The 24013-nt window shown below is 44.4% G+C and carries 20 protein-coding genes, 2 tRNA genes and 3 rRNA genes; 8 read left to right on the forward strand and 17 right to left on the reverse strand.

Going from position 1 to position 24013, the window contains the following annotated elements:
- Position 1: 1 nt before the first annotated feature.
- Positions 2-1849 carry a peptidoglycan D,D-transpeptidase FtsI family protein gene (locus tag CSHOW_RS06600; RefSeq protein ID WP_002946572.1) on the forward strand — a complete coding sequence of 616 codons (1848 nt, stop codon included), beginning with the start codon at positions 2-4 and terminating at the stop codon, positions 1847-1849.
- Positions 1850-2906: 1057 nt separating this feature from the next.
- On the opposite strand, the gene rrf is transcribed toward CSHOW_RS06600, so the two are convergent.
- The 10 genes from rrf to CSHOW_RS06650 all read right to left on the reverse strand — a co-directional run bounded on the left by rrf (position 2907) and on the right by CSHOW_RS06650 (position 13278).
- Positions 2907-3025 (reverse strand): 5S ribosomal RNA (gene rrf / locus CSHOW_RS06605).
- A gap of 169 nt (positions 3026-3194) precedes the next feature.
- A 23S ribosomal RNA gene (locus CSHOW_RS06610) occupies positions 3195-6100 on the reverse strand.
- A 488-nt stretch (positions 6101-6588) separates the two neighbouring features.
- Positions 6589-6664, reverse strand: a tRNA-Ala gene (locus tag CSHOW_RS06615).
- Positions 6665-6676: 12 nt separating this feature from the next.
- A tRNA-Ile gene (locus CSHOW_RS06620) sits at positions 6677-6753 on the reverse strand.
- Between the two features lie 119 nt (positions 6754-6872).
- A 16S ribosomal RNA gene (locus tag CSHOW_RS06625) occupies positions 6873-8383 on the reverse strand.
- The 16S, 23S and 5S rRNA genes sit together here with 2 tRNA genes alongside, the layout of an rRNA operon.
- A 269-nt stretch (positions 8384-8652) precedes the next feature.
- Positions 8653-9966 (reverse strand): DUF945 family protein, encoded by a 1314-nt coding sequence (locus tag CSHOW_RS06630; RefSeq protein WP_002948897.1) that lies wholly within the window; start codon positions 9964-9966, stop codon positions 8653-8655.
- Positions 9963-10535, reverse strand: coding sequence for a DedA family protein (locus CSHOW_RS06635; protein WP_002948896.1), 573 nt, complete (start codon positions 10533-10535; stop codon positions 9963-9965). The genes CSHOW_RS06630 and CSHOW_RS06635 overlap by 4 nt, the downstream gene beginning before the upstream one ends.
- A gap of 9 nt (positions 10536-10544) precedes the next feature.
- On the reverse strand, positions 10545-11135 hold the full coding sequence (locus CSHOW_RS06640) for a lipid-binding SYLF domain-containing protein (protein ID WP_002948895.1): 591 nt from the start codon (positions 11133-11135) through the stop codon (positions 10545-10547).
- A gap of 18 nt (positions 11136-11153) precedes the next feature.
- A complete protein-coding gene (gene rny / locus CSHOW_RS06645; RefSeq protein WP_002948894.1) occupies positions 11154-12707 on the reverse strand; it encodes a ribonuclease Y in 1554 nt (517 codons plus the stop codon).
- On the reverse strand, positions 12640-13278 hold the full coding sequence (locus CSHOW_RS06650) for a 5-formyltetrahydrofolate cyclo-ligase (protein WP_039895340.1): 639 nt from the start codon (positions 13276-13278) through the stop codon (positions 12640-12642). The genes rny and CSHOW_RS06650 overlap by 68 nt, the downstream gene beginning before the upstream one ends.
- Positions 13279-13322: 44 nt before the next feature.
- Here CSHOW_RS06650 and CSHOW_RS06655 point away from each other — a divergent pair, with 44 nt between their 5' ends.
- The 3 genes from CSHOW_RS06655 to CSHOW_RS06665 all read left to right on the forward strand — a co-directional run bounded on the left by CSHOW_RS06655 (position 13323) and on the right by CSHOW_RS06665 (position 15562).
- Positions 13323-13901, forward strand: coding sequence for a TlpA family protein disulfide reductase (locus tag CSHOW_RS06655; protein WP_002948893.1), 579 nt, complete (start codon positions 13323-13325; stop codon positions 13899-13901).
- The gene (ftsY, locus tag CSHOW_RS06660) at positions 13901-14770 is read left to right on the forward strand and encodes a signal recognition particle-docking protein FtsY (RefSeq protein ID WP_002948891.1); all 870 of its coding nucleotides are present in this window, start codon (positions 13901-13903) and stop codon (positions 14768-14770) included. Before CSHOW_RS06655 ends, ftsY begins: the two co-directional genes overlap by 1 nt.
- Before the next feature lie 96 nt (positions 14771-14866).
- Positions 14867-15562 (forward strand): suppressor of fused domain protein, encoded by a 696-nt coding sequence (locus tag CSHOW_RS06665; RefSeq protein WP_002948889.1) that lies wholly within the window; start codon positions 14867-14869, stop codon positions 15560-15562.
- Between the two features lie 286 nt (positions 15563-15848).
- On the opposite strand, the gene CSHOW_RS06670 is transcribed toward CSHOW_RS06665, so the two are convergent.
- The 6 genes from CSHOW_RS06670 to pgp3 all read right to left on the reverse strand — a co-directional run bounded on the left by CSHOW_RS06670 (position 15849) and on the right by pgp3 (position 21322).
- Positions 15849-17468, reverse strand: a complete 1620-nt coding sequence (locus CSHOW_RS06670; RefSeq protein ID WP_171992814.1) for a hypothetical protein — start codon at positions 17466-17468, stop codon at positions 15849-15851.
- A gap of 239 nt (positions 17469-17707) precedes the next feature.
- A complete protein-coding gene (locus tag CSHOW_RS06675; protein WP_002946891.1) occupies positions 17708-18880 on the reverse strand; it encodes a sensor histidine kinase in 1173 nt (390 codons plus the stop codon).
- A 138-nt stretch (positions 18881-19018) separates the two neighbouring features.
- A complete protein-coding gene (locus tag CSHOW_RS06680) occupies positions 19019-19681 on the reverse strand; it encodes a response regulator transcription factor (RefSeq protein ID WP_002946894.1) in 663 nt (220 codons plus the stop codon).
- Between the two features lie 34 nt (positions 19682-19715).
- A complete protein-coding gene (locus tag CSHOW_RS06685; protein WP_002946896.1) occupies positions 19716-19865 on the reverse strand; it encodes a hypothetical protein in 150 nt (49 codons plus the stop codon).
- Between the two features lie 68 nt (positions 19866-19933).
- On the reverse strand, positions 19934-20428 hold the full coding sequence (locus CSHOW_RS06690; protein ID WP_002946898.1) for a DUF1104 domain-containing protein: 495 nt from the start codon (positions 20426-20428) through the stop codon (positions 19934-19936).
- A 54-nt stretch (positions 20429-20482) separates the two neighbouring features.
- Entirely contained in the window at positions 20483-21322 is an 840-nt protein-coding gene (gene pgp3 / locus CSHOW_RS06695) for a peptidoglycan metallopeptidase Pgp3 (RefSeq protein ID WP_002946899.1), read from the reverse strand.
- 92 nt (positions 21323-21414) lie between these two features.
- Here pgp3 and CSHOW_RS06700 point away from each other — a divergent pair, with 92 nt between their 5' ends.
- A complete protein-coding gene (locus tag CSHOW_RS06700; protein WP_002946900.1) occupies positions 21415-22080 on the forward strand; it encodes a lipid-binding SYLF domain-containing protein in 666 nt (221 codons plus the stop codon).
- 29 nt (positions 22081-22109) lie between these two features.
- Here the strand turns inward: CSHOW_RS06700 and CSHOW_RS06705 are convergent, their stop codons facing one another.
- Positions 22110-22319 carry a hypothetical protein gene (locus CSHOW_RS06705; RefSeq protein WP_002945385.1) on the reverse strand — a complete coding sequence of 70 codons (210 nt, stop codon included), beginning with the start codon at positions 22317-22319 and terminating at the stop codon, positions 22110-22112.
- Positions 22320-22478: 159 nt separating this feature from the next.
- Between CSHOW_RS06705 and CSHOW_RS06710 the strand changes: the two genes are divergently transcribed.
- The 3 genes from CSHOW_RS06710 to CSHOW_RS06720 all read left to right on the forward strand — a co-directional run bounded on the left by CSHOW_RS06710 (position 22479) and on the right by CSHOW_RS06720 (position 24011).
- The gene (locus CSHOW_RS06710; RefSeq protein ID WP_002946901.1) at positions 22479-22916 is read left to right on the forward strand and encodes a Fur family transcriptional regulator; all 438 of its coding nucleotides are present in this window, start codon (positions 22479-22481) and stop codon (positions 22914-22916) included.
- A 109-nt stretch (positions 22917-23025) separates the two neighbouring features.
- Complete coding sequence (locus CSHOW_RS06715; RefSeq protein WP_002946902.1) at positions 23026-23367, forward strand: HMA2 domain-containing protein; 342 nt, start codon at positions 23026-23028, stop codon at positions 23365-23367.
- On the forward strand, positions 23364-24011 hold the full coding sequence (locus tag CSHOW_RS06720; protein WP_002946903.1) for a hypothetical protein: 648 nt from the start codon (positions 23364-23366) through the stop codon (positions 24009-24011). The genes CSHOW_RS06715 and CSHOW_RS06720 overlap by 4 nt, the downstream gene beginning before the upstream one ends.
- The last annotated feature ends 2 nt before the right edge of the window (positions 24012-24013 follow it).

The following is a 24013-nucleotide window of genomic DNA, read 5'->3' on the forward strand; positions in this document are numbered from 1 at the left end:
CTTGAATCAGCGAAAATCAAAAACAATCGCTTTATTTGCGTTTATTCTTTTTTTTATCTGCATATTTTTGGCAGTTATCTTTTACCGAGCAAATATCGAAAGACGCCTGCCAAAACTGGAAACTAGCGACATAAACACGGCTCTACGCGGCAACATAATAACAAAAGACGGCTTTAGTATCACCGGCAGCCAAAAGCTCTACAAGGTGATGGTGGACACTAGAAACATCGATCCCGATAAAAAAGATCTATTTATCAAACTGTACTGCATATATAGCGGTGATGATATAAAGCGCGTAACCAAAATCATCAACAGTCAAAAAGGCGCCGTTACGCTCTCCTATAAGATCGATGCCAAGGGTGCAGCGTATCTACAGGAGCTATCAAAAAAGCTGTATAAAAAGAAAATCTTTATCCCATACGAAGACCCGAATACCGGGGCTGCGATACTGCGCAATATGAGCATAATAGAAAGCGGCGAAAGCAGGCAATATGTCGCAGCAGACGCGCTCACGCCGATGATAGGCTACGTAAAAAAGGTCGAAAAAGACGGTATCACTAAAACAGAAGGGGTAAAGGGCGTAGAGAAAGCCTACGAATACTACATCTCCTCGATACAAGACGCAAAACTGCTAGGCCCAAAAGATATCGGAAACAACATCATCCTTACAAGCGATTCAAATTTGGCTAACCGCGTGGATGGATACGATATCATCCTAAACGCCTCGCTTAAACTACAAACCAGACTAGAGCAAATCATCGATGAAAAGAAAGAATTTCTAAACGCAAAAGAGATAATCGTAGGCATCATGGACTCAAAAACGGGCGGTCTACTAGCGCTTGCCAGCACCTCTCGCTACAGCCCCTCAAACATCAGAAAACAAGACTACAAATCGCTAAACTCCTCGGCAACCGAGTATGCATACGAGGTCGGTTCGGTATTTAAACCGTTTATTTTCGCCCTCCTTTTAGCAAACGACAAAATCAATCCGCTCGAGCGGATAAACACCTACAACGGCGTCTATCAGCTAGGAAAACGCACGATAAAAGACACGCACCCGGAGCCGTTTCTCACAGCCGAAGACATCATCGTATATAGCTCGAATATCGGCATGATACAGATCGCCCAGCGACTAGACGGTTCTCAAATTTACTCAGGGCTTTTAAATTTCGGTTTCACGCAAAAAACAGGCATCGATATGCCATACGAGCAGGTCGGAAACATGCCGCCGGTAGCCAAGCTAAATTCACAAATTTACAAAGCTACGATCAGCTACGGATACGGCCTGCAAGCGACTTTTATCCAGCTTTTAAAGGCGTATAACGTATTTAATAATAAAGGCGTGATGGTGACGCCAAAGGTCGTAGACTCGCTCTATAAAGACGGTAAATTTTTCGTCGTAAACGACCCAAAACCGGTCGAAGCCATAAGCCAAGAAGTGGCCGAGAGGATGAAGCGCATCCTGATAAAAACCGTCGAGATCGGCACCGGCAAAAGAGCAAAGGTGGAAGGCCTAGAAATCGGCGGCAAAACAGGCACCGCACACATCGCCACGACCGGTGGCTACGCAAATACCTATAACGGCTCGTTTTTCGGATTCGTCAACGACTCACAGGGCAATAGCTATACGATAGGTGTTTTAGCCAGAGAGCCGAAGAAACCGTATTATTATTTTGGTGCTCAAAGCGCGCTACCGACTTTTAGAGCGGCTGTGGAGCTGATGGTCGAAGAGGGTTTTTTAAAACCCGATGAAAATTTGACCGCACCGGAGCAAGCTGCGCCGCCAACCGAAAATACAGAGAAAAAAACCACAAACTCAAATTCTAAAAGCAAGCAAAAAAAGAATTAACTCTCAATCACCCATATACAATATTAAATTAGACTTAATGGAACTTAATTTAAATATAAGAAGTATTAAGTTACTATGAAAAACATGAAAACCAAGTGTATAATCCGTTCAAGAATTTCTAAGCTAAATTTATAGAAATCTTATAGCATTTTTATCTGATATAGAAGCTCCAAAATAGCATAATTTTCCAAAGTCTCAGAAAAACAGTCAATAAAATAAGCAAATTGAGAAACTTCTGCAGTATCGGCATTGGTTCACTAACAGAGCAGCTCATGACTATTTGGTATAAACTTTGCCGTCCATTTTAAACATACCGTTCCGATTGGAGTAATGAGTGAAGCGAAGTAGTAAAAGCGGCTTTCCCAATCTCAAAGCAAAGCTTCTAGGCGGGCTTGGAAATCTCACCGCAAGATTTACTTATTTTTTACTTCTATATATCTTCGGCAAAATACTTGAGAATTTATCTAAATTTCTTCTCAGAAAATCGCGAACGGTAGATATACTTGTTTTCATCTACAAAATCATAGTTCTTGTGCTTGCACACTCTTTGAGAAAAACTCCTTTAAAAGTTTTTAACTTATCTTGAGTCTAAAAAGCATAAAACCTAGCTTAACACACCCAAGTTGGATACTCAGCCAACTACACTAAAAACTCTCTATGGAATAAAGGCAAAAATGCTAAACAAAAATAAGATAACGGTTTGAGCTATTAATTATAGTTTATCCCAGACAATGCAAACTCACCAAACACAACTATATACCACAAGATATCAAACTAAAAACAGACTAATGTGATACATACCCTAAAACAATTCAAAAAAGAATATGATTAAAGCAATTCGAAAGACATAACGTAAGGAATAAGATATAAATTTAAAAAGTCAAAAACAAATATCCAAAAACAAATTATAAAGCCAAGATAGAGATACAAAAAACCAGTTAAAACAAAAAAACTAAAAACAAATTTATAAAAATATACAACAGATTACAAGAGAACTAAAGCAAAGAATACAGAATATAAAATAAGAGAGTAAATAGTATAAAAGCATAAAAAACAAAGCCCGCAACGACCTACTTTCCCGACATCCCAGTAAGGGAGAGTATCATCAGCCAGGACGAGCTTAGCTTCTTGGTTCGAGATGGAGCAAGGCGTTTCCTCGTCTGTATAGTCACGGGCAGTGTTAAAGAAATAAACTATATTAATTTACTTCTTTAACACTGCTATTTAATTGTTAAAAGTCAAATTTCATTTTAACTAAAACAAGATCTTGATAAGGTATAGATTAGATATTTTATTTCTAATTTTGGAAATAAAATTACCCTTAACAAGGAAGTGATGCTTATTAAAAGATAAGCAGACGAGCTATTAGTACTGGTCAGCTAAAGGACTTTCATCCATTACACACCCAGCCTATCAAACTTATAGTCTATAAGAGCTCTTAAAAGAAGATTCATCTTGGAGTTGGCTTCCTGCTTAGATGCTTTCAGCGGTTATCACATCCCGACATAGCTACCCAGCGCTACCCTTGGCAGGATAACTGGTACACCAGTGGTCGGTTCAACCCGGTCCTCTCGTACTAGGGTCAACTCTCCTCAATCTTCTTGCGCCCACGGCAGATAGGGACCGAACTGTCTCACGACGTTCTGAACCCAGCTCGCGTACCGCTTTAAATGGCGAACAGCCATACCCTTGGGACCTGCTCCAGCCCCAGGATGCGATGAGCCGACATCGAGGTGCCAAACCTCCCCGTCGATGTGAGCTCTTGGGGGAGATCAGCCTGTTATCCCCGGGGTACCTTTTATCCTTTGAGCGATGGCCCTTCCACACAGAACCACCGGATCACTAAGACCGACTTTCGTCCCTGCTTGACGTGTATGTCTTGCAGTTAAGCTGGCTTTTGCCTTTATACTCTGCGAACGATTTCCAACCGTTCTGAGCCAACCTTTGTAAGCCTCCGTTACATTTTGGGAGGCGACCGCCCCAGTCAAACTACCCACCAGACATTGTCCTACTTGAGGATAACTCAAGCTAGTTAGCTATCAGAATAAAAAAGAGTGGTATCTCAACAACGGCTCACCATAAACTGGCGTCTATGGATCAAAGCCTCCCACCTATCCTGCACATTTTTATCCCAATAGCAGTGTCAAGCTGTAGTAAAGGTCCACGGGGTCTTTCCGTCTTGCCGCGGGTAGGAGGAATTTTCACCTCCACTACAATTTCACTGGATCCCTCTTCGAGACAGCTCCCATCTCGTTACGCCATTCATGCAGGTCGATATTTAATCGACAAGGAATTTCGCTACCTTAGGACCGTTATAGTTACGGCCGCCGTTTACTCGGGCTTCGATCAAACGCTTCGCAGAGCTAACGTCATCAATTAACCTTCGAGCACCGGGCAGGCGTCACACCCTATACATCCTCTTACGAGTTAGCAGAGTGCTGTGTTTTTGGTAAACAGTCGGGAGGGACTCTTTGTTGTAACCTTCAATGCTTACGGAGTAAATCCTTCACAAAGTTAGGCACACCTTATACCGAAGATACGGTGCTATTTTGCAGAGTTCCTTGAAGAGAGTTCTTCCACGCGCCTTAGAATACTCATCCCACCCACCTGTGTCGGTTTACGGTACGGGCAACTATAACTAAACTTAGAAACTTTTCTTGGCTCGACAGTATCAGCAATTCGCTATCCATTCCGAAGAACTTCAAACGCCTGTGGGGTCTCGGCTTAAAAAGATCCGGATTTGCCTGGATCTTAACCTACACCTTTCGACTAGCACTACCATCCGCTAGCTTGCTTAACTCTAAGCGTCCTTCCATCGCACATTATAGTTGGCATTGGAATATTAACCAATTTTCCATCGCATACCCCTTTCGGACTTTGCTTAGGACCCGGCTAACCCTACGATGACGAGCATCGCGTAGGAAACCTTGGGTTTACGGCGTTGGGGATTCTCACCCCAATTATCGCTACTCATGCCTGCATGCTCACTTGCATTCGCTCCAGCGCTCCTTACCGGTACACCTTCGACGCTGAATGCAACGCTCTCCTACCACTTAGTAAAACTAAGTCTAAAGCTTCGGTACTCATTTTAGCCCCGTTATATTTTCCGCGCAGAATCACTAGACCAGTGAGCTATTACGCTTTCTTTAAAGGATGGCTGCTTCTAAGCCAACCTCCTGGTTGTTTAAGTAACTCCACATCGTTTTCCACTTAAATGAGATTTAGGGACCTTAGCTGTTAGTCTGGGTTGTTCCCCTCTCGACGACGGATTTTATCACTCGCCGCCTGACTGCCATGATTACACACTAGGTATTCGGAGTTTGATAGGGTTTGGTACATTGGTGTATGCCCTAGCCCATTCAGTGCTCTACCCCCCAGTGTTACTACATGACGCTATACCTAAATATATTTCGGAGAGAACCAGCTATCACGATGTTTGATTGACCTTTCACCCCTATCCACAAGTCATCCCATGGCTTTTCAACGCCAGCGGGTTGGGTCCTCCACCGGCTCTTACACCGGCTTCAACCTGCTCATGGATAGATCACATCGTTTCGGGTCTGCAGCATCTGACTAAACGCCCTATTAAGACTCGCTTTCGCTACGGCTCCGGGTTTCCTTAACCTCGCCAGACACCACAACTCGCAGGCTCATTATGCAAAAGGCAGTCCATCACACGTCATAAAGAATCGTGCTCTGAATGATTGTAAGTAAATGGTTTCAGGTTCTATTTCACTCTGATCACCTCAGTTCTTTTCACCTTTCCCTCACGGTACTTGTGCACTATCGGTCTAGTAGTAGTATTTAGGGTTGGATCGTGGTCGACCCAGCTTCAGACAGAATATCACGTGTTCCGCCCTACTCAGGATACTGCTAAGCAAAACAAAGCTTTCATATACGGGAGTATCACCCTCTGTGCTTAATCTTTCCAGATTATTCTATTAGCTAAGTTTAGTCTATATCGCAGTCCTACAACCCCGTTAGTAAACTAACGGTTTGCCCTCTTACGCGTTCGCTCGCCGCTACTAGCGTAATCTCTTTTGATTTCTTTTCCTGAGGGTACTAAGATGTTTCAATTCCCCTCGTTCGCTCCATAATAGGTAGTTAAGCTCGCGCTTAACTGGGTTGCCCCATTCAGAAATTCCCGGATCAAAGCCCCTTGACGGCTCCCCGAGACTTATCGCAGCCTGGCACGTCTTTCATCGCCTCTACTAGCCAAGGCATCCACCACTTACTCTTAGTAGCTTACCTTTTATTAGTATATAATATATTCTAATTCGCATCACTTCCTTGTTAAAGGTAACTTGTAAATTTAAGATTTCAAAAACGAAGTCTCAAACCCAATATCTATTACGAAATTTAAATCTCTGGCTTTTAAGACGGAAAGCATTGACTAATACCTAGGTAAGTTTTAAATCCTATGATATCTTGTGACGTCAAACTTCTGCATTAAGCAAATAAGCAAGATCTTTAAATCTTTAACAAGTCCTGTAAAATTGTTTTATTTATTAAAACTTGATTGTGACTTTTAACAATGATAAACTAAATAACGTTTAGACTTCTCAGCTTGGTAAAGCCAAGCTTGCGACAAGGAGCTTCGCTCCCTTGACCCACCTAAAGCACAAAATTGCTTACGCAATTTCGTAAATTTAGAAGAATAGTCGTTTCCTAAAGTCTAATTAGAAAGCTTGAGTAAAAAGTCCTCTAATTAAACTTTATCTATTATGTTAAACTAATCATGGTGGAGAATAGCGGGATCGAACCGCTGACCTCCTGCGTGCAAAGCAGGCGCTCTCCCAGCTGAGCTAATTCCCCAATTAAATTCTCTGGTGGGCCTAACAAGACTTGAACTTGTGACCTCACCCTTATCAGGGGTGCACTCTAACCAGCTGAGCTATAGGCCCCTAAAGGTTTGTGTCAATCTTTCAAAACTAAACAAGGTCGATTGAGTAGATTATCTATAGCGATAACCTAAATTTTCCTTTGACGAATATCTTGTGAGAGAATATTCGTTGTACTCTAGAAAGGAGGTGATCCAACCGCAGGTTCTCCTACGGTTACCTTGTTACGACTTCACCCCAGTCGCTGATTCCACTGTGGACCATAACCGGTTTGGTATTTGGGCTTCGAGTGAAATCAACTCCCATGGTGTGACGGGCGGTGAGTACAAGACCCGGGAACGTATTCACCGTAGCATGGCTGATCTACGATTACTAGCGATTCCGGCTTCATGGAGTCGAGTTGCAGACTCCAATCCGAACTGGGACATATTTTATAGATTTGCTCCATCTCGCGATATTGCGTCTCATTGTATATGCCATTGTAGCACGTGTGTCGCCCCGGACATAAGGGCCATGATGACTTGACGTCGTCCACACCTTCCTCCTCCTTGCGAAGGCAGTCTCATTAGAGTGCTCGGCCGAACCGTTAGCAACTAATGACGTGGGTTGCGCTCGTTGCGGGACTTAACCCAACATCTCACGACACGAGCTGACGACAGCCGTGCAGCACCTGTCTTAACATTTCTGCAAGCAGACACTCTTCCATCTCTGGATGATTTGTTAGATATCAAGTCCGGGTAAGGTTCTTCGCGTATCTTCGAATTAAACCACATGCTCCACCGCTTGTGCGGGTCCCCGTCTATTCCTTTGAGTTTTAATCTTGCGACCGTACTCCCCAGGCGGTATACTTAATCCGTTAGGTGCATTACTGCCTCGACTAGCGAAGCAACAACTAGTATACATCGTTTAGGGCGTGGACTACCAGGGTATCTAATCCTGTTTGCTCCCCACGCTTTCACGCATTAGCGTCAGTTAAGTTCCAGCAGATCGCTTTCGCAATGGGTATTCTTCTTGATCTCTACGGATTTTACCCCTACACCAAGAATTCCATCTGCCTCTCCCTTACTCTAGATTATCAGTTTCCCAAGCAGTTTAACGGTTAAGCCGTTAGATTTCACAAGAGACTTGATAATCCGCCTACGCGTCCTTTACGCCCAGTGATTCCGAGTAACGCTTGCACCCTCCGTATTACCGCGGCTGCTGGCACGGAGTTAGCCGGTGCTTATTCCTTGGGTACCGTCATAATTCTTTCCCAAGAAAAGGAGTTTACGCTCCGAAAAGTGTCATCCTCCACGCGGCGTTGCTGCTTCAGGGTTTCCCCCATTGAGCAATATTCCCTACTGCTGCCTCCCGTAGGAGTCTGGACCGTGTCTCAGTTCCAGTGTGACTGATCATCCTCTCAGACCAGTTACGCGTCATAGCCTTGGTAAGCCATTACCTTACCAACTAGCTGATACGATATAGCCCTATCCATTACCGAAAAACTTTCCCGTATCTACTTATATAGATACGGAGTATAAGGTATTAGCAGTCGTTTCCAACTGTTGTCCCTTAGTAATGGGCAAGTTAGCTATATATTACTCACCCGTGCGCCACTAAGATTAAATAGCAAGCTACTTAATCTCCGTTCGACTTGCATGTATTAGGCACGCCGCCAGCGTTCACTCTGAGCCAGGATCAAACTCTCCATATTAAATTACCTAAATCATTAAAGATATTAGGATTTTATTATGAAGTTTTAATCAAAAAACTTTAATTTTATTAATTAGTTTTATCTCTTATCTACTTTCCAAGGAAAGCCTGATAAAAGATTGGCTCAATCGATCACTTGTTTAGATTTCAAAGATTGACTAATTAGTTTAACAGTGTTAATTTAAAAAACTCGCTTTCTGTGAAGCGGAAAGTGAATTATATAGAAAACATGCTTAAACAAACATAAAATTTGTCTAAGCATGCTAAATTTTATTGAAGAAGAGATTTTAGGGATAAATTTTCGTTAAAGATTAAATCTTGCGTTCTTTTATTGTATTTAAAGATAGTTACGTATTTGCCGCCGTTTTCTATAAATAGTCCGCCGTTTACGAGCATAGCATCTATCCCCTCTTTTTCCTCACCACTACCGAATACAAACCCACCAGGCGTCGTATCAAGCTCGATTTTACCGCTAAAATTTATAGCAGTCGGGATATTTTCGAGCAGATTTTGAGTATCTATGCCGTCCGGATCGATAGAAATCTCAAAATTTGAGACATAGCTCTTGCCTGCCGCATTTTTAAAATTTAAATTGTCAAATGTAAGTTTCGGCGCTCTTTTTATAAATTTATCAAGTGCTTGCATTATGGCCGCAAGCTGAGCTTCAGGCTCTCCCTTTGCGTTAATAATATCTTCAAACGCGCCTTTGTCTAAATTTGAAAATTTCGTTTTGATCAAAAAGTCTTTAAATTCATATTTTCCATATTTTATTTTCTCTATAGTGCTCGTATCATCCTGCGTTAAAGTATCGCTTAGCACGGTTAGTTTTGAGTCGCTCGCTATCTTTCCGATTTGTAGCGCCTCGGCACCCGAAATGACGTCTATACCGCCAAGTTCAAATTTATAAGCACTATTTACAAGCGCTTTAGAGATCATTTTCGGCTCGATCGGAGTTTCGTACTTCACGTCGTAGTCGATATTTTTTATCTTTATAGCGACGCCTTGTTTGCTAGCAAAATCGATAAAGTCGTTTACAAAAGTAGCTCCGGTTATTTTCTTTTCGCCGTTTATATCAAAATTTAAAAACGATTTGGCGAGATTTAGCTTATTGCCGTCTTGTTCTTTTTGCACTCCAACCAGCTCAAAGACGAATTTTTTATCTCCTCCAGAAGCGCCGTCGGCATGAAATTTAATAGGTCTAGTCGTATCAAATATCTCTTTGATGAAATTTTTATACGGGTCGTTTAAAAACTCGGCATCGCCCGCAACCTCAAATTTACCCAGCAAGCTGTCAAATCCATGCGAGATATTCATATCGATTTTTATCGCCAGATCCTCGGGCGCGCCGTACTCTTCGCCAAGAGAGACGAGCTCGTTTATGTAGTTTTTAGACAAAACCACGTCGTAGTTTGCGTGCGATTTTAGCAGACCGCCCTCAAATACGCTGTTTTTGACCTCCATACCGTTTGCTTTGATTAGGTTCAAAGCCTCGTTATATTTTTCCTCCACCTTGTTTGCGTTAAATTTTAGCCCGCCAAAAACCACGCCGGCTATAATCACCAATACAATGAGTAACTTTTTCATTCCGACCTTCCTTTCTTTTTTGTTGCTTTTTGTAGATATACCCAGATGAGCGTCAGTAGCGAAAACATCGCAACCGGCATCAGCCAGCCGTTTTCGCCCATAAAATTCCACGCCCGCTCAAATGCCTCGCCCGCCCAAAAGCTGCCTAGCCCGAGCAAAATCGCCCAAGCTACCGCGCTAACAACGTTTATGACGCTAAATTTAGCAAACGAATACTTTGTAAGCCCGATAGCAAGCGGAATGAGGGTTTTTAGTCCGTAGATAAATTTTTTGAAAAATATTATTTTATTTCCGTGCTGCTTGAATAAAATTTGAGAGAAGGCAAGCTTGCGTTTATGTCTAGCCAAATACGGCATCACGGCGGCACGGTTATACCTGCTGACGTAAAAAAGCAGCGTATCGCCGATAGCGTTGGCTGCGGCTGCCAGCACGATACTCACGGTTATGTCCATCTTGCCAAGGTGAGCCAGCACACCGGCTGCTATAATAGCCACCATGCCGCCCCCAAGCGAATATAAAAACACTATCACGTACCCGTAGGTCGATAGCGAGGTTAGCATCTCTTGCAAATTTGGCCTTTAGTATTTTGAGATAGCGCTCATTAGCGCGTTGTATCCGTAGCTATCCATCCTTAGAGGTGCGTCGCTAGTTTTAGCCAGCACCGCTCCGCCAAAGCTCGCCCCCGCGAAAAACCCGTCGTTGTCCGTATACGCATAAATGTCGCTAGTAAAGCTAAAATCGCTCACTCTGCCGTAAAATTTGCCCGTATCGGCAAATGCAAACGATGCGTCGGCGTTTATCGTGATTTTGGCGTCTTTTATGTCGGCCACCAGGCTATCTTTTAGGATAAATAGCACGAGCGAGCTATTTTCGTAGCCTACTTGCAACCCGATACTGCCGCCGCTGATATCCACGACCATCATTTCGCTTGGCGCATACGGGTTTCCAACAAGCATCACGCCCTTGCCGTGCATACCGCCCAGCACGAAGCCGACTTTAGTAATGCTCGGAAAAACGACGACCGCTTTTGCGTTTTGAAGCAAAGCCTTAACCGGCGCATCAGAGTTTTTACGCATCGTCGTCGTAAAAGAATTTGATGCGTTTAGCACGAGTTCGTCGTTTGCCGCGAGCGCTAAAACGCAAAAAATCGCTAGTAAAATTTTTCTCATTTTCTACCTAAATTTGACCTATTTCGCCATTTCTATGGCTCTAGTTTCGCGGATCACGTTTACCTTGATCTCGCCCGGATATTGCACCTTGCTCTCGATCTCTGCGGCGATTTCTTTAGCTACTAGTACCGCTTCATCGTCGTTTATGAGCTTGGCGTTTGCGATGACGCGGATCTCGCGACCGGCGTTTATCGCGTATGCCTGCTTGATACCCTCTTTGCTTTTTGCGATGTTTTCTATCTCTTCGACGCGTTTCAGGAAGCTCTCCAACACCTCTCTACGAGCTCCCGGACGAGCCGCACTTAGAGCGTCCGCAGCGCAAACGGCGGCGCTTTCTACGCTAGTGGCCTCCTCGTGTCCGTGGTGAGCATAGATAGCGTTTATGACGACAGGATGTTCTTTGTAGCGTTTGCAAATTTCAGCGCCTAGATCCACGTGGCTACCCTCAAATTCATGCGTCAAGGCCTTGCCGATATCGTGTAGCAAGCCCGCTCTTTTGGCTAATTTTTCGTCCCCGCCCGTTTCAGCCGCTATGATGCCGGCAAGATGCGCTACCTCGAGGCTGTGCGCTAGGGCGTTTTGTCCGTAGCTGGCTCTAAATTTTAGCTTGCCGATTAGCTTCATTATCTCGGGATGGATTTTGCTAAGGCCCAGGTCGATGACGATATTTTCGCCCTCCTCTAGGATTGATGCTTCAAATTCTTCGCATACTTTTTTGTGCAGATCTTCTATCCTTGCCGGCTGTATGCGGCCGTCTTGCACCAAAAGCTCTATCACGCGCGTAGCAATCGCTCTTCGGTAGAGGTTAAAGCTGCTTAGCGTGATAGCGTGCGGCATATCGTCGATGATGATATCTACGCCGAGCACCATTTCCAGAGTCTTGATATTGCGGCCTTCTTTGCCGATTATACGGCCTTTTAGCTCGTCATTTTTGATATCTACAACGTTTATCAGGCGCTCGGCAGCAAACTCTCCCGCAAACCTCGACGTAGCCTGCGCCAGGATGTAGTTAACCCGCTTTTTAGCCTCGCGCTTAGCCTCTTCCTCGTGTTTTCGCACGATGTGAGCGATCTCGGCGCGGCTTTTTTCCTCTACTTTTTTTAGCACCTCTTCGCGCGCCTCTTCTTGCGTTAGGCCGGCGGCGTGTTCGAGTACCTTTAGCGCCTCTTGTAGTTTGGCTTGATAGCTTGCTTTTAGCCCAAGCCCTTCCTCGTACATGTTTTTTGCTTCATTTCGGGATTTTTCTAGCTCGGCCCTGCTTTCGTTTAAAATTTCTTGCTCATTTAGCAGAGTTTGCTCTTTTTTACCGATTTCTTCAAATTTTTGCGTGTACTCTTTTTGTAGTTTTACGGTTTTGTCGTCGTATTTTTTCTTAGCTTCAAATTCAGCCTCTTGGACTTGGATTTTAGCGTCTTTTAGCGTGCGCTCGGCCTCAAATTCTATCGCTTTAGCCTTTGCTTTTGCTTGTTCTAAAAATATATTGTAGTTTGCGTCGTTGATTTTTTTAGCGATGAGATAGCCTACACCAGCGCCCGCCGCACCTGTTCCTAAGCCGATTAAAATTTCTATCATAGATTCCTCTTTTTACGTAAATTTTGCTCGGGGTCAGGTAAAAATCACAAGTAGCGTCGTGATCTTCAGATATGATTTCATTTGTAAAATTGTCTAAAATTTCAACGAATATCAAGGTAGGTCGGTAAGGCAAATTTGCAAAAAATCTATCATAAAAACCTTTACCGTGTCCTATTCGCGCCATATTTCCGTCCACCCCGAGAGCCGGAACTACGGCTACGTCTATACGCTTTTTAAATATCTTGGTGCTTAACGGCTCTTTTACGCCAAATTTCGTCCGAGATACAAGCGGTAGCCTGGATTTTACCATTTCTAAACTAATACCAAGCATAAACGGAGCGAAAATTTCATACTTTTTGGCTAGTTCGCGCTTTAAAATATAAAAATTTGGCTCATAAGAAAGGGGGTTAAAAATCAAAATCCGTTTGGCTTTAAGCTCGGTTAGTAAATTTAAAAGCGGCTTAAACATCTTATAGTGTTTCGCTCGCGCCGAAATTTGAACCTCTTTTTTTAAAATCCGTTTGGCGTCGCGCCTAAAATATTCTTTTGTCAAATTTAACGCTCGTTTCATAAATTTTATGTATAATTTCTTCCAAATTTCAAAATAGGAAAAATATGAAAAAAACTCTTCTGATTATACCATTTTTAGCTCTATTTTTAGGCGGCTGCGACAATGAAAATAAAAGCGACGCAAACAAAACTAGCGACGCGACTCCAACAACAACTACGTCTGCTCCTAGCCAAAGCCAAAGTGCAAGCCTAGAAGCGCCTTTTGATCTAACTCTCATGGACGAGAGCAAGATGACACTGCAAAAATTCGACAAAGGCTTTAAAGTCGAGGGTAACGACGAGGCGATTTTGTTTAATTTTTTCGCCACCTGGTGTCCGCCTTGTAAGGCCGAAATACCGCACCTAAATAATCTAAACGATAAATTTAAAGGTAAGCTAAAAATCGTAAGCGTACTGATGGAAGACAAATCAAAAGACGAGATAGACGCGTTTATGAAGAAATTTAAGATAAATTTCGGCATTAGCTACGGCGAAAACAACTTCCTCTTCGCAAAGGCTCTAGGCGGCGTCGTAGGCATCCCGTACATGGTGCTTTATAAACCAAACGGCGAATACGCCACGCACTACGTCGGGCTCGTGCCAGAAGAGATGCTAGAAAGCGATATAAATAAGGTAATCAACTAATGTTTGGCTTTTTAAAAAAGGGGCTTGATAAGACGCTCGCGGCGATCCGCTCGTCAAAACCAGCCGACAAAAAAATCTCAAAGGAAATTTTAGAAGAGATCCTACTTGAAGCCGACATCGCCTACGAGATCGTCGAGGAGGTCCTCTACTACCTGCCGCCGCAAAACGAAGTAAAAAAAGACGACCTAAAGCGGCTTTTAAATACCTACTTCATATACGAAAACGAGCGCGAGGCAAAAGTCGGAAAGCCTTTCGTGGAGCTGATTTTGGGCGTCAACGGAGCTGGCAAAACGACCACGATCGCAAAGCTTGCAAATTTATATAAAAATGAAGGCAAAAGCGTTATTTTAGGCGCCTGTGATACGTTTAGAGCTGGCGCCATCGAGCAGCTACGTCAGTGGGCTATCAGAACTGACGTTACTATCGTCGCTACGCAGCAGGGTCACGATCCGTCTGCGGTCGCCTTTGACACGATCAGCTCGGCCGTGGCTAAAAACCTAGACAACGTCATCCTAGACACCGCAGGTCGCCTGCAAAATCAAACTAATTTAGCCAATGAGCTAAGCAAGATCGTCCGCATCGCAGACAGAGCATACGCAGGCGCACCGCACCGCAAGATTCTCATCCTCGACGGCACGCAGGGCAACGCAGGCCTCGCTCAAGCAAAAGCCTTTAACGACATCGTGAGCCTTGACGGCGTCATCATCACCAAGCTTGACGGCACGCCAAAGGGCGGAGCGCTTTTTGGCGTCGCGCGCGAGCTAGAGCTACCGATACTCTACATCGGCACCGGAGAGACGATGAACGATCTAGTCAAATTTGACCCGCACGATTTCGTAGATACTATCGTGGATGAAATTTACGCCTAAATATCGGGCGTAAATTTTAGCTTTTTAAATTTATCCCCATTCCCTTAAATTTGCAAATTTTATATATAGTACCCGCGCTTAACGCAATCTACTAAAATGACGACGCAAGAGTACGAGGCTAATTTTAGCGAAGACGATGTGCCCGGCTGGGACGCGATAGCACGCGCGCTAGAAAATATCTACGATCCCGCAAACGAGCGTCACTATGCATCTCGGCTACATGCGAGCCTGGGCGGTGAGGATTATCTAGAGGGCGTTAGTATATTTGACTCCATCAAAGGCGCTCCGCACCGTCATCTCATAAGCTTTGGCATGAGCGAGCTTTACTGTGATCCCCAAAGCTCTCAGGAGGAATTTAGCGGCTGGGGATTTGAGTTTAGTATGCGTGTCGTGCCGTTTACGGACGATCCGGGCTCAAAGTCCAGTGATGGCTCAGTAGTCCCGCATGAGCCTTTTTGGGCGATATCTCTTATGCAAAATTTCGCCAAATACGTCTATAGCAGCAAAAAATGGTTCGAGGCTTATCATTTTATCCCGACCAACTCCCCTCTACGCCTTAATACGGACACTAAACTCGCAGGCGTCGCCTTCGCGCCAGATCCAGTGCTAGGAGGCATAGATACGCCAAACGGCAGAGTCGAGTTTTTACAAATGGTCGGCATTACGCAGCGCGAGCTAGAGTGGCTACGCGAGGATCCGACTACGCAGCGCGTAGAGCGGCTCATAGATATGATGCGTAAGGACAATCCTCTGCTAATCACCGACCTAAAGCGCACGAAAGAATACGTTTGATTTAATAGCAATTAGATCGGCAAGGCAAATTTAGCCTTGGCAGTAAGTAATGGCCGGAAATTTGCTAGCCCTTGCCGGCTATTTTTATCTCTTTTGCTATTAATTTCTAATTTATATATCCGATTTCTCATAAAAATCAGTAAAATTTAACTGGTTTGGCTTTGCCTAAAATCTCATCTTACACAAACACGAAATGATTGGATTTGCAGCAACATATTTAGCTGATTTTTGGTTATACACAAATACGCTCAAATTTTATTGGTTAATTTATAAAAAGCAAATTTACTCACGTACACTGCATAAAAAACCCGCTCACCCGCGTCTGCTCACACCAAAACACGTATAAAATCCCGCCGCTACCGAACATCACCTCGCCGCCTTGCTCGCAGCTTGGAAGCTCGCTATCAAGCTGCATCAAAAACTCCATCTTTTCGCCGCATATCGGGCACGTCGGCACCAAGGCGCCCTGTATCCACGAAGGCTCGCCGCCGATGCGCGCGAGGTTTTGCCTGCTGTTTGACATCCCCCAGTCCTGAGCCGCCCAGCGCGCCGGCGTAGGCGCCAGTGCTACTTCGCACTCCTTTATCGGTTCGTCAAAGGCGTATTCGACCTGCGTCCTATTTCCGATACGCCACGGCATACCCTGCGCGTCGTGCTCGTAAAAGACTATCTCGCCTTCGTTTACCTCTCTAACGTGAGCGGCGAGGATTAGGCGCGGCAGCGATCGCACGGGCAAGTCGCGGGGCAGCGGATCAAGCGTGATAAGATGAAATAGCGGATTTTGCACATCGCCGTCCACCTCGTCCAAGACCCCGCCGAGCTTATATCCTGCCTCGCCACTCTCAAACCGCCAGGTCGGATGGTGCTTCGCCAGATGCGTTGCATATGGTGCGCCGAAATAGCCGCGCGGAAAGCTTATGTGATACACGCGCTGTCTGCAGTATCTTTTGAGCCTAAATTTCTCGCCGTCAAAGCAAATTTCATCGTTCGGCGCTTTTTGTGATTTATCGGAGTCGGATTCGTTTGAGTTAAATTTAGAGCCGTGTTCGGCCGCGCACGCTTTAAAATTTTCGCTCGCTTGAGCTTGCTTTGTGTCACCGTGTTTGAGCACATCCATTTTTAAAATTTCATCCGCCGCCGTTTGAGCCGCGCCGTCCGCGCCAAATTTAACCCGCTCAAAAGTAAATCCCACGGCCTCCAGCCAGTAGTCGATATACTCAAACAGGTCGCACGGACGGTCGAAAAAATCCTCTGCAAGCGCGAACTCGCAGGCAAATTTTACGTTTCGCGGATCGCGGGTTTGCAGCAGGCAGCTAAAAATTTTTTGCCGCTCATCCCTGCTCGTCTGTGGATCCGCAAGCTTCTCACACCAGATTTGTGAGCCCTCATAGCTAAGCCCGCGCCACGGATACTCCGCATAATACGCGCTCTCGCTCGGCTGCAATTTAAAAAGCTCGCCCAGATACGGGTGCAAAAACGGTGCGAACTCAAGACTCGCCGCAGCGATGACTTCTTCGGCGTTTTTCCAGCGCGCGCTCTTTTCATCTCTTCCGCGTTGCCGTGCGTTTTTGCTTGCACTTTCGTCTGCCCGCACCGAGCGTGCATTCTCGCCCGTCTGTGCCGCGCTTTCGCTCTGCTTCGTTTCGCACCTCTCTGCCGCCTCCTCGCGCAAAATTTCAACCGCCGTAGCGATCAGAGCTTTAAAATCCTCCTCACCTACGTAACCCATAGCGTCCTTTAGCAGCGTGCCGCCCTCTTGCTGCCCACGCAGCAGGCTGTCCGCTAGCGTAAAATACGCCGCCGCATCACCTTGCAGCTGCCAAAATCGCTCGTATAAATCTGGCACTCTAAAGCCGTCGCATTCGAAATCTCGCGCTAAATTTAGTGCCTCGTCCCGCTTGCCCATACTTATTTTCCTTTATAGTTTTATCGCAAATTTTACCAGGATTTATCTTGCTTTTGCGCCAAATTTAAAGCCATCGGTTGCGGAAAGATTAAGCATTAAGATAATTCAAGAATCATGCGGATTAGGCGATACGAAAACCAAATTTCATCTCGCAAAACCGCAAATCAAACCTGCTTAAATTCGACGCCATAAAAGCAGGTTTAAATTTACGGTTCAAAAACCGACCTTGCGCCGCCCCCTTAAATTTTCGTCGCGCTCCCGCCAAACTCCACGCGAAACTCTGTTAGCCCTCCGCCGCTTTTACACGAGATTTTAAACCCAAGCTCCTTGCAAAAGGTTTTAACGATATGAAGCCCGATACCAAAACCGCCGTTTCGCTCGTCAAACCGCGTGTAAAGATTAAAAATCCGCGGCAAATTTTCCTTCGCGATGCCTGCACCGCTGTTTGAGATCGCGAGCGCACCAGGGGTTAAATTTACGCTTACGCGGCCGTTTTCGTCGCAGTATTTTATGGCGTTACTTAGTAGGTTGTCGATGATTTTTCGCGTTTTTTTATAGGATGAGCGCAGCTGCACTTCGGCGATTTGCGTGCTTAAATTTATATTTTTTTGCTCCAAATTTAGCCCAAAGTACCCAATCCTCTCGCGCACCAACTCGCTTAGGCTAAAGCTCGTCGCCGCTACGTCCTCTTTGCCGCTAAGCTTTACTAGTGTGAGATCCTCGTATAGCGTCGAGATAGTTTTGGAGGCGGTTTTTATGTTGTTTAGATACTTTTTCGGATCGGTTTCAAACATCTCTATACTCATCAAAATGACGCTAAGAGGCGTGTTTATCTCGTGCGTCGTGTCCCTGATAAAGCCGTTTAAAAAATCGATACGACGGTAAAGTGGGCGCAGCGAAAGACGGATGATAAAATAAGCTATGACTAAAATAGCAAGCAGTATCATAAACGAGAAAAATATTATCTTGAGTTTTAGCGTGAGAATCGCAAACTCGGGATCCGCGACCTTGACTGCGACATAGTACTCCTCCTCGCCGAGCCGATTTTTTAGATAAAACTGCACCACCGAGTTCGTTCCATCCTTGTATCTTTGCGGCATGCCCTCGCGCGGCTCAAAGTCGTCCTCGATCTCCTCGCTCGTTTTTAAATTTACGGCAAAAGCCTCGACGTCGTCGAAATCATCGTCGTCTATCTCGCCGTTTTTTTGTAGTTTATTTTGCAGATGATGCTGCAAATCTCGCACGATAAAGACGTCGCGATCGAGTATAAAATGCTTCTCGCGCTCGTAAAACATCTGCGCAAAAAAGACCAAAAATGCGGCGCTCGTGATGAAATAAAGCAAAAATATAGGTAAAATTTGACGGTCTGAAAGTGCTGCAAAAGCTTTTTTAAGAGATTTTAGAAATGCCACTTGCCGCCTTTTGGGTTAAATTTGCGGCTATCTTGCGGATATAAAATTTGAAGCTTAAAGCGGCAAAAATCTTGCGTAAATTTGGATGAAATTTTAGACCGACACCCTACTCTTTGCCTCCTGGCGGCCGTAAAAAGCTTAAACATATTTATAGCCTAGCTTTGAGGCGCTAACGATACGCTCTTTGCCTAAAATTTTACGCAGCTCCGCGATATAAACGCGCAAACTAAGCTCGCTAGGACTCTCGTCGTAGTCCCAAATTTGAGAGTAGATCTCCTCCCTACTTAAAAATTTATCCTGATTTTTGAGTAAGAGTGCCAGCAGCCTAGACTGTTTTTTAGGCATCGAGACAGCCTTGCCGCCACAAAACAGCAAGCCCTGATTCATATCAAAGCCCAAATTTTCGCCCAGATTTATCAGCTCGTTTTTATTATGCACGAAGGTGCGTTTTAGCAAATTTTGCACGCGCAGATGCAGCTCTTTTAACTCAAACGGCTTTTTGATGTAGTCGTCGCAGCCGCTAGTAAAGCTGGTTTGCACGTCGTCAAGCGTATTTAGCGAGGTCGTAAATATACAAGGCGTGTTTTTGCCCGCGTTTCGTAGCTCCCCAAGTAGCGCAAAGCCGCTGCCGCCGATGATCTTGACGTCAAATATCCAAAGATCGAAGTTGCTCTCGTAGGCTAAATTTAACGCATCGTCGTAGCTTTTTGCGCCCGCCGTCTCGTAGCCCTGAGCCCGCAAATACGCACACATCATCTCAAGCAGCATATTTTCGTCCTCGACGATCAAAATTTTACTCATTTTCGCTCCGTTTTGGTTTATTTTTTACCTCGTTTTACGGCGTTTTACCCGCTTGATTTTGCCGTCTGTCGGCGCAGCTTTGCGCTAAATTTTTCGCCAAACATCTCAAGTTTGCGGCTAAATTTGCCCGCATGCGCTCAAATTTAGCCGCAAACAGATCCTGCGTAAATTTATCAAATTTCATCTAAATTTGAAGGTAAAATTTCATAAATTTATAAATTCGAGCCTCCATAAAAGGAAGCTCGAATTTTATTATTTCATCGGCTGTTTTGGGCCTTTGTAGCCGTCGGTTTGATTACAATCTCTGGCATTTGCACAGTCCTGCGCCATCATGCCTTTACCGCCGTGTTTAAATCCGCCCTTAAAATCGTGCTTAAATTTCTTGTGAAAATCATCGTCGTCATCGCCGTCTTTTAGCTCGATATCAAGCTTTTTTGCCTCCGCCACGCTTAGCGCGCCCACTTGGGCATTATAGCCGTTTCTAAACTCGCGCATAAACCGCTCTCTATCGGCAATACTCATAGCCTCAAACTTCTTTCTGATTTCGGTCTTTAGCCCGCGTTTGGCCTCTTTGGCTTCAAATTTTAGCTTGCCCGCGCGTTTGTCTATCTCAAACGCTACCTCGCTAAGCGTCTTAGCATCGGCGTTTGCGACCATTTTATAAAGCTCGTCGTTCGTGCTATTTTCAAGCGAAGCGGCAAAAAGCCCGCCCGCAACCAACATACTAATCAAAACTACTTTTTTCATTTTCTCTCCTCTAAAAAGATGAGCGAAGTTTAAAGAAAAGTCGTGAAAAAAATGTTAATTTAAAATTTCGTTGATTTTTTTGACGAAATTTAGCGGATTTACCTGCACGCCGCCGGCGATCACGCCAAAGTGCAGGTGCGGTCCGCTCACTCGTCCGCTAGAGCCGCTAAGCGCGATGGTATCGCCTTTTTTGACGCTTTGTCCGACTTTTACGTTTAGCGCGCTTAGATGATAGTACTGCGTGTAAATGCCCTCGCCGTGATCTATCACCACGGATCCGCCAGCATAGTAGCGATCTTTTGCGATGACGACTACGCCGTCATTTGCCGCGATAACGGACGTACCGACCGCCGCTCTAAAGTCCGTGCCGCCGTGATAGCTCTTTAAGGTGCCGTTAAATACGCGCGCGGTACCAAACGCACTCGTGACCGCCGAGCTCATCGGTAGGATAAATTTGGAGTTAAATTTTAGCCCTACGTTAGCCGTGGCGTAGATTTTATTCGCCTCCTCGCGTTCCTCCTCGATACGCTTTAGCACGTCTTTTGGCGGCGTTACCTTGCTGCCTTCGACGGTTATTTTTTCTTTTTTGTATTCGCCCTCTACGATCTTAAAAACTATCTTCTCATCGCCGCTTTTAAGCCCGTTTACTAGCTTTATTTCGCCTTTTTGACGGTAGCTAGCGGTAACGACGGCAAATTTTAGATTTTCATCCCCCGGCACGCTAAGCCAGCGCTTTTTCTTACCGTCAATGCTTAAATTTCCTGCAAATTTAGCCTCCACCTGTACTATCTCGACGTCGCCGTTTACGATCGTCTGAGTCTCGCTAGGCGTACCGCCCTGTCCTTTTGCGCTCAAATTTAAACATATCAAAACAGCCAAAAAAATCTTTTTCATTTATATCCTTTACGTAAATTTAACGAATAATTTTTAAATTTAATAAAAAAATACTATAATAGCGGGTAAATTTTACGAAAAAGGAAACGAAAATGAAAAGATTTTTAAAGCTTGCAGCTTGTGCGCTTTTGCTAGGCCAGCTTGCTTACGCGGATTTTACGCAAAATCAAAAAGTACGAACTTCATTTGATATCTTAAACGATTTGGGCTCTAGAAAACTGCTAAATTTAAAAGATACTAGCGAAATAAGAGGCATCATGGTTATCCCTGATGTGGTTAGCGGCGGGCTAGTGGTGACGACGCATACTGGAGATGGTATATTCGTCGGCAGAAACGATGAAAATGAATGGAGCAGCCCGATATTTATAAATTTTAAAGGCGGCGGTATAGGCCTGCAGGGCGGCTATAAATCAACCGACCTTGTTGTACTGTTTAAATCAAGAAGGTCATATGCCGGGCTAATAAACGGTAAAGGCCAAATTGATCTTAGCGCCGATGCCGTAGTGCTAGCCGCCGGCGAAAAAGCCGGCGTAATGAGCGACCTACCTGAAATTTCGGCTTGGGCTACGCTAAGAGGTAAAAGCAGAGGCCTTTTTGCAGGCGTTAGCATAAATACATCTTTAATCGTGGTCGACAAAGAGGCTACATATGATTATTACGATAGAATGTACGATATGGAGGACATCTACAACAACTCTCCGAAAGACTCAAGATATACAAAAACGCTAAAAGAAGTATTGAATAAATATTTTAAATGATTAAGCAGAAAAACGGTTTGGCCTAGCGGCTAAACCGTATAAAGAGAGACGAATCTTTTTTTATTAATCGGCGAAAACTGAGTCATATACTCAAACGCCTCTTCATAATCTCCGTCGGTATATTTTGCGACCTCTTCGATAAGTTCGAAAAGCTCTTCATCATCAAGCGATTCAAAATTGCCTCGGTTTTCCAAAACCTCTAGCAAAACCGCCTCAAGCTCTAGTTCGTCGTACGTCATGGCTTCCCTTTTAAAATTTTTGCGGAATTATGCCAAAATAACCTTTATAACCGCTTAGTCAAAATCCCTATTTTTTGAGAATTGGTCTTAAATTTATCGCATTATCAGCTTTTTTTACTATAATAAGAAGTAATTTTAATCGGCTGAAACGGCGGCAAAATGCACACTTTTGATAAATTTTATATGAAATTTTTAGAGCTTTTACGGGATTACGGATATAAAAATTCCGCCGCAAAAGAGCAAATTTTAAAAATTTTATTTTCTAGCGACGAGCATCTTAGCGCAAGCGAGATACAAGCCAAGATCAAAAGCGAATTTAAACGTAACGTTAGCCTCACGGCGATTTATCAGTTTTTAAATTTTTTGCAGGATTTCGGGCTGGTTTTGAGTTTTGAAGAGAACGGGATAAATAAATTCGAGCTAAATTTAAAGTCGCATCACGACCATCTAATCTGCATAAAATGCGGCGCGGCGGAGAGTTTTTTCGATAAATATATAGAAGAAAAACAAGAGCAAATTTGTAAAAGCTCAGGCTTTAAACTCGAAGGTCATGCGATGATTTTATACGGAATTTGTCCAAAGTGCCAAAACAAATAGCCTATTTTGCGCCTATTTATCAAAAATGATTTGATAACGATATGCAAAAAAGTTTCAGTTAAATTTAAGCGTAGCAAATAGATAATACGCCAAAAAATAAAGGAGAAACATGAGCGCAGCGCCACATATACCATCGGAGTTAGTCTTACGCATAGCTTCGTATTTTACGCCGATCCATCACGTCGCAGGCCGCCTAAGAGTCCGCGTCAGCAGCGACATCAAAAAAGAAGCGGACAGCTTACCGTTAGAAAAAATAGATCAAACGATCAAGCAAATAGACGGCATAAAAAACGTTAAATTTAACAAGCTAATCGGCTCCGCAACGATCGAATACGACCACGAAATTTTCCCGAAAAAGATGTGGGACGATCTGCTAAAAGGCCAAAATTTACACGAAATCTCAGCCCTCATCAACAATCTAGCTCAAAAAGCTACCGGCGGCGCAAGATGAATGAGGAGCTAAAGCAAGCCGCAAATGCGGTGTTTTTACTAGAGTCGCAGGGCATTAAATTTTACGAAAACGTCTGCAAAAAAGATGAAATTTTTGATCAAATTTTAGTAGTTAGACGAAGCGGACTGGAGCTTTTAAAGTCCTACGCAGACCCCGCCGACCCGCAAGTTTTTTGCGCTTTAGCGTGCGAGGATCTTGACGCTTGCTTTATAAAAGCCCTAAACTACGAGCTTGAGCTAAACGCGTTTTATGAAAATTTGACCGACAGCCTGAGCGATGAAAACTTTAAAGACGTCTGCTTTAGGCTCTGGGCTACGTCAAATAACGAATACATCCCAGCTCTCAAAGCAAAACTGGCTCAAATTTTAGCCGCACAGTTTCAAGGTGCGGGTAACGCAAGCCAAGAGGAGCAGGCGCAAACGGCTCAAAATCCGAGCGACAATATCTTAAACGCTTTTGATTCGGATAGCTTTAAACAAATCAGTCAAACGCTAGAGCGCATAGGCTCTGGGCAAGGCAGCAAAGAGGACGCTATCGCGCTTTTAAACAATCCGAATTTTTCATTTTTCGGCGGTTTGGCGCTTGGCGGACTAGCTAGCATGATGCTCAGTAAAAATTTAGATAAAAATAAAGATAAAGAATAAAA

Origin of the sequence: Campylobacter showae (genome assembly GCF_004803815.1) — a bacterium.
Classification (GTDB): domain Bacteria; phylum Campylobacterota; class Campylobacteria; order Campylobacterales; family Campylobacteraceae; genus Campylobacter_A; species Campylobacter_A showae.

Bases quoted from the DNA above. Each gene is read 5' to 3' on its own strand.
- CSHOW_RS06670 (WP_171992814.1), bottom strand. From the start codon at position 17,468: ATGGGCAAGCGGGACGAGGCACTAAATTTAGCGCGAGATTTCGAATGC.
- CSHOW_RS06715 (WP_002946902.1), top strand. From the start codon at position 23,026: ATGAGCGCAGCGCCACATATACCATCGGAGTTAGTCTTACGCATAGCT.
- CSHOW_RS06690 (WP_002946898.1), bottom strand. From the start codon at position 20,428: ATGAAAAAAGTAGTTTTGATTAGTATGTTGGTTGCGGGCGGGCTTTTT.
- CSHOW_RS06630 (WP_002948897.1), bottom strand. From the start codon at position 9,966: ATGAAAAAGTTACTCATTGTATTGGTGATTATAGCCGGCGTGGTTTTT.
- CSHOW_RS06720 (WP_002946903.1), top strand. From the start codon at position 23,364: ATGAATGAGGAGCTAAAGCAAGCCGCAAATGCGGTGTTTTTACTAGAG.
- CSHOW_RS06640 (WP_002948895.1), bottom strand. From the start codon at position 11,135: ATGAGAAAAATTTTACTAGCGATTTTTTGCGTTTTAGCGCTCGCGGCA.
- CSHOW_RS06700 (WP_002946900.1), top strand. From the start codon at position 21,415: ATGAAAAGATTTTTAAAGCTTGCAGCTTGTGCGCTTTTGCTAGGCCAG.
- CSHOW_RS06685 (WP_002946896.1), bottom strand. From the start codon at position 19,865: ATGAAATTTGATAAATTTACGCAGGATCTGTTTGCGGCTAAATTTGAG.
- CSHOW_RS06680 (WP_002946894.1), bottom strand. From the start codon at position 19,681: ATGAGTAAAATTTTGATCGTCGAGGACGAAAATATGCTGCTTGAGATG.
- rny (WP_002948894.1), bottom strand. From the start codon at position 12,707: ATGATAGAAATTTTAATCGGCTTAGGAACAGGTGCGGCGGGCGCTGGT.
- CSHOW_RS06650 (WP_039895340.1), bottom strand. From the start codon at position 13,278: ATGAAACGAGCGTTAAATTTGACAAAAGAATATTTTAGGCGCGACGCC.
- CSHOW_RS06710 (WP_002946901.1), top strand. From the start codon at position 22,479: ATGCACACTTTTGATAAATTTTATATGAAATTTTTAGAGCTTTTACGG.
- CSHOW_RS06705 (WP_002945385.1), bottom strand. From the start codon at position 22,319: ATGACGTACGACGAACTAGAGCTTGAGGCGGTTTTGCTAGAGGTTTTG.
- CSHOW_RS06655 (WP_002948893.1), top strand. From the start codon at position 13,323: ATGAAAAAAACTCTTCTGATTATACCATTTTTAGCTCTATTTTTAGGC.
- pgp3 (WP_002946899.1), bottom strand. From the start codon at position 21,322: ATGAAAAAGATTTTTTTGGCTGTTTTGATATGTTTAAATTTGAGCGCA.
- CSHOW_RS06665 (WP_002948889.1), top strand. From the start codon at position 14,867: ATGACGACGCAAGAGTACGAGGCTAATTTTAGCGAAGACGATGTGCCC.
- ftsY (WP_002948891.1), top strand. From the start codon at position 13,901: ATGTTTGGCTTTTTAAAAAAGGGGCTTGATAAGACGCTCGCGGCGATC.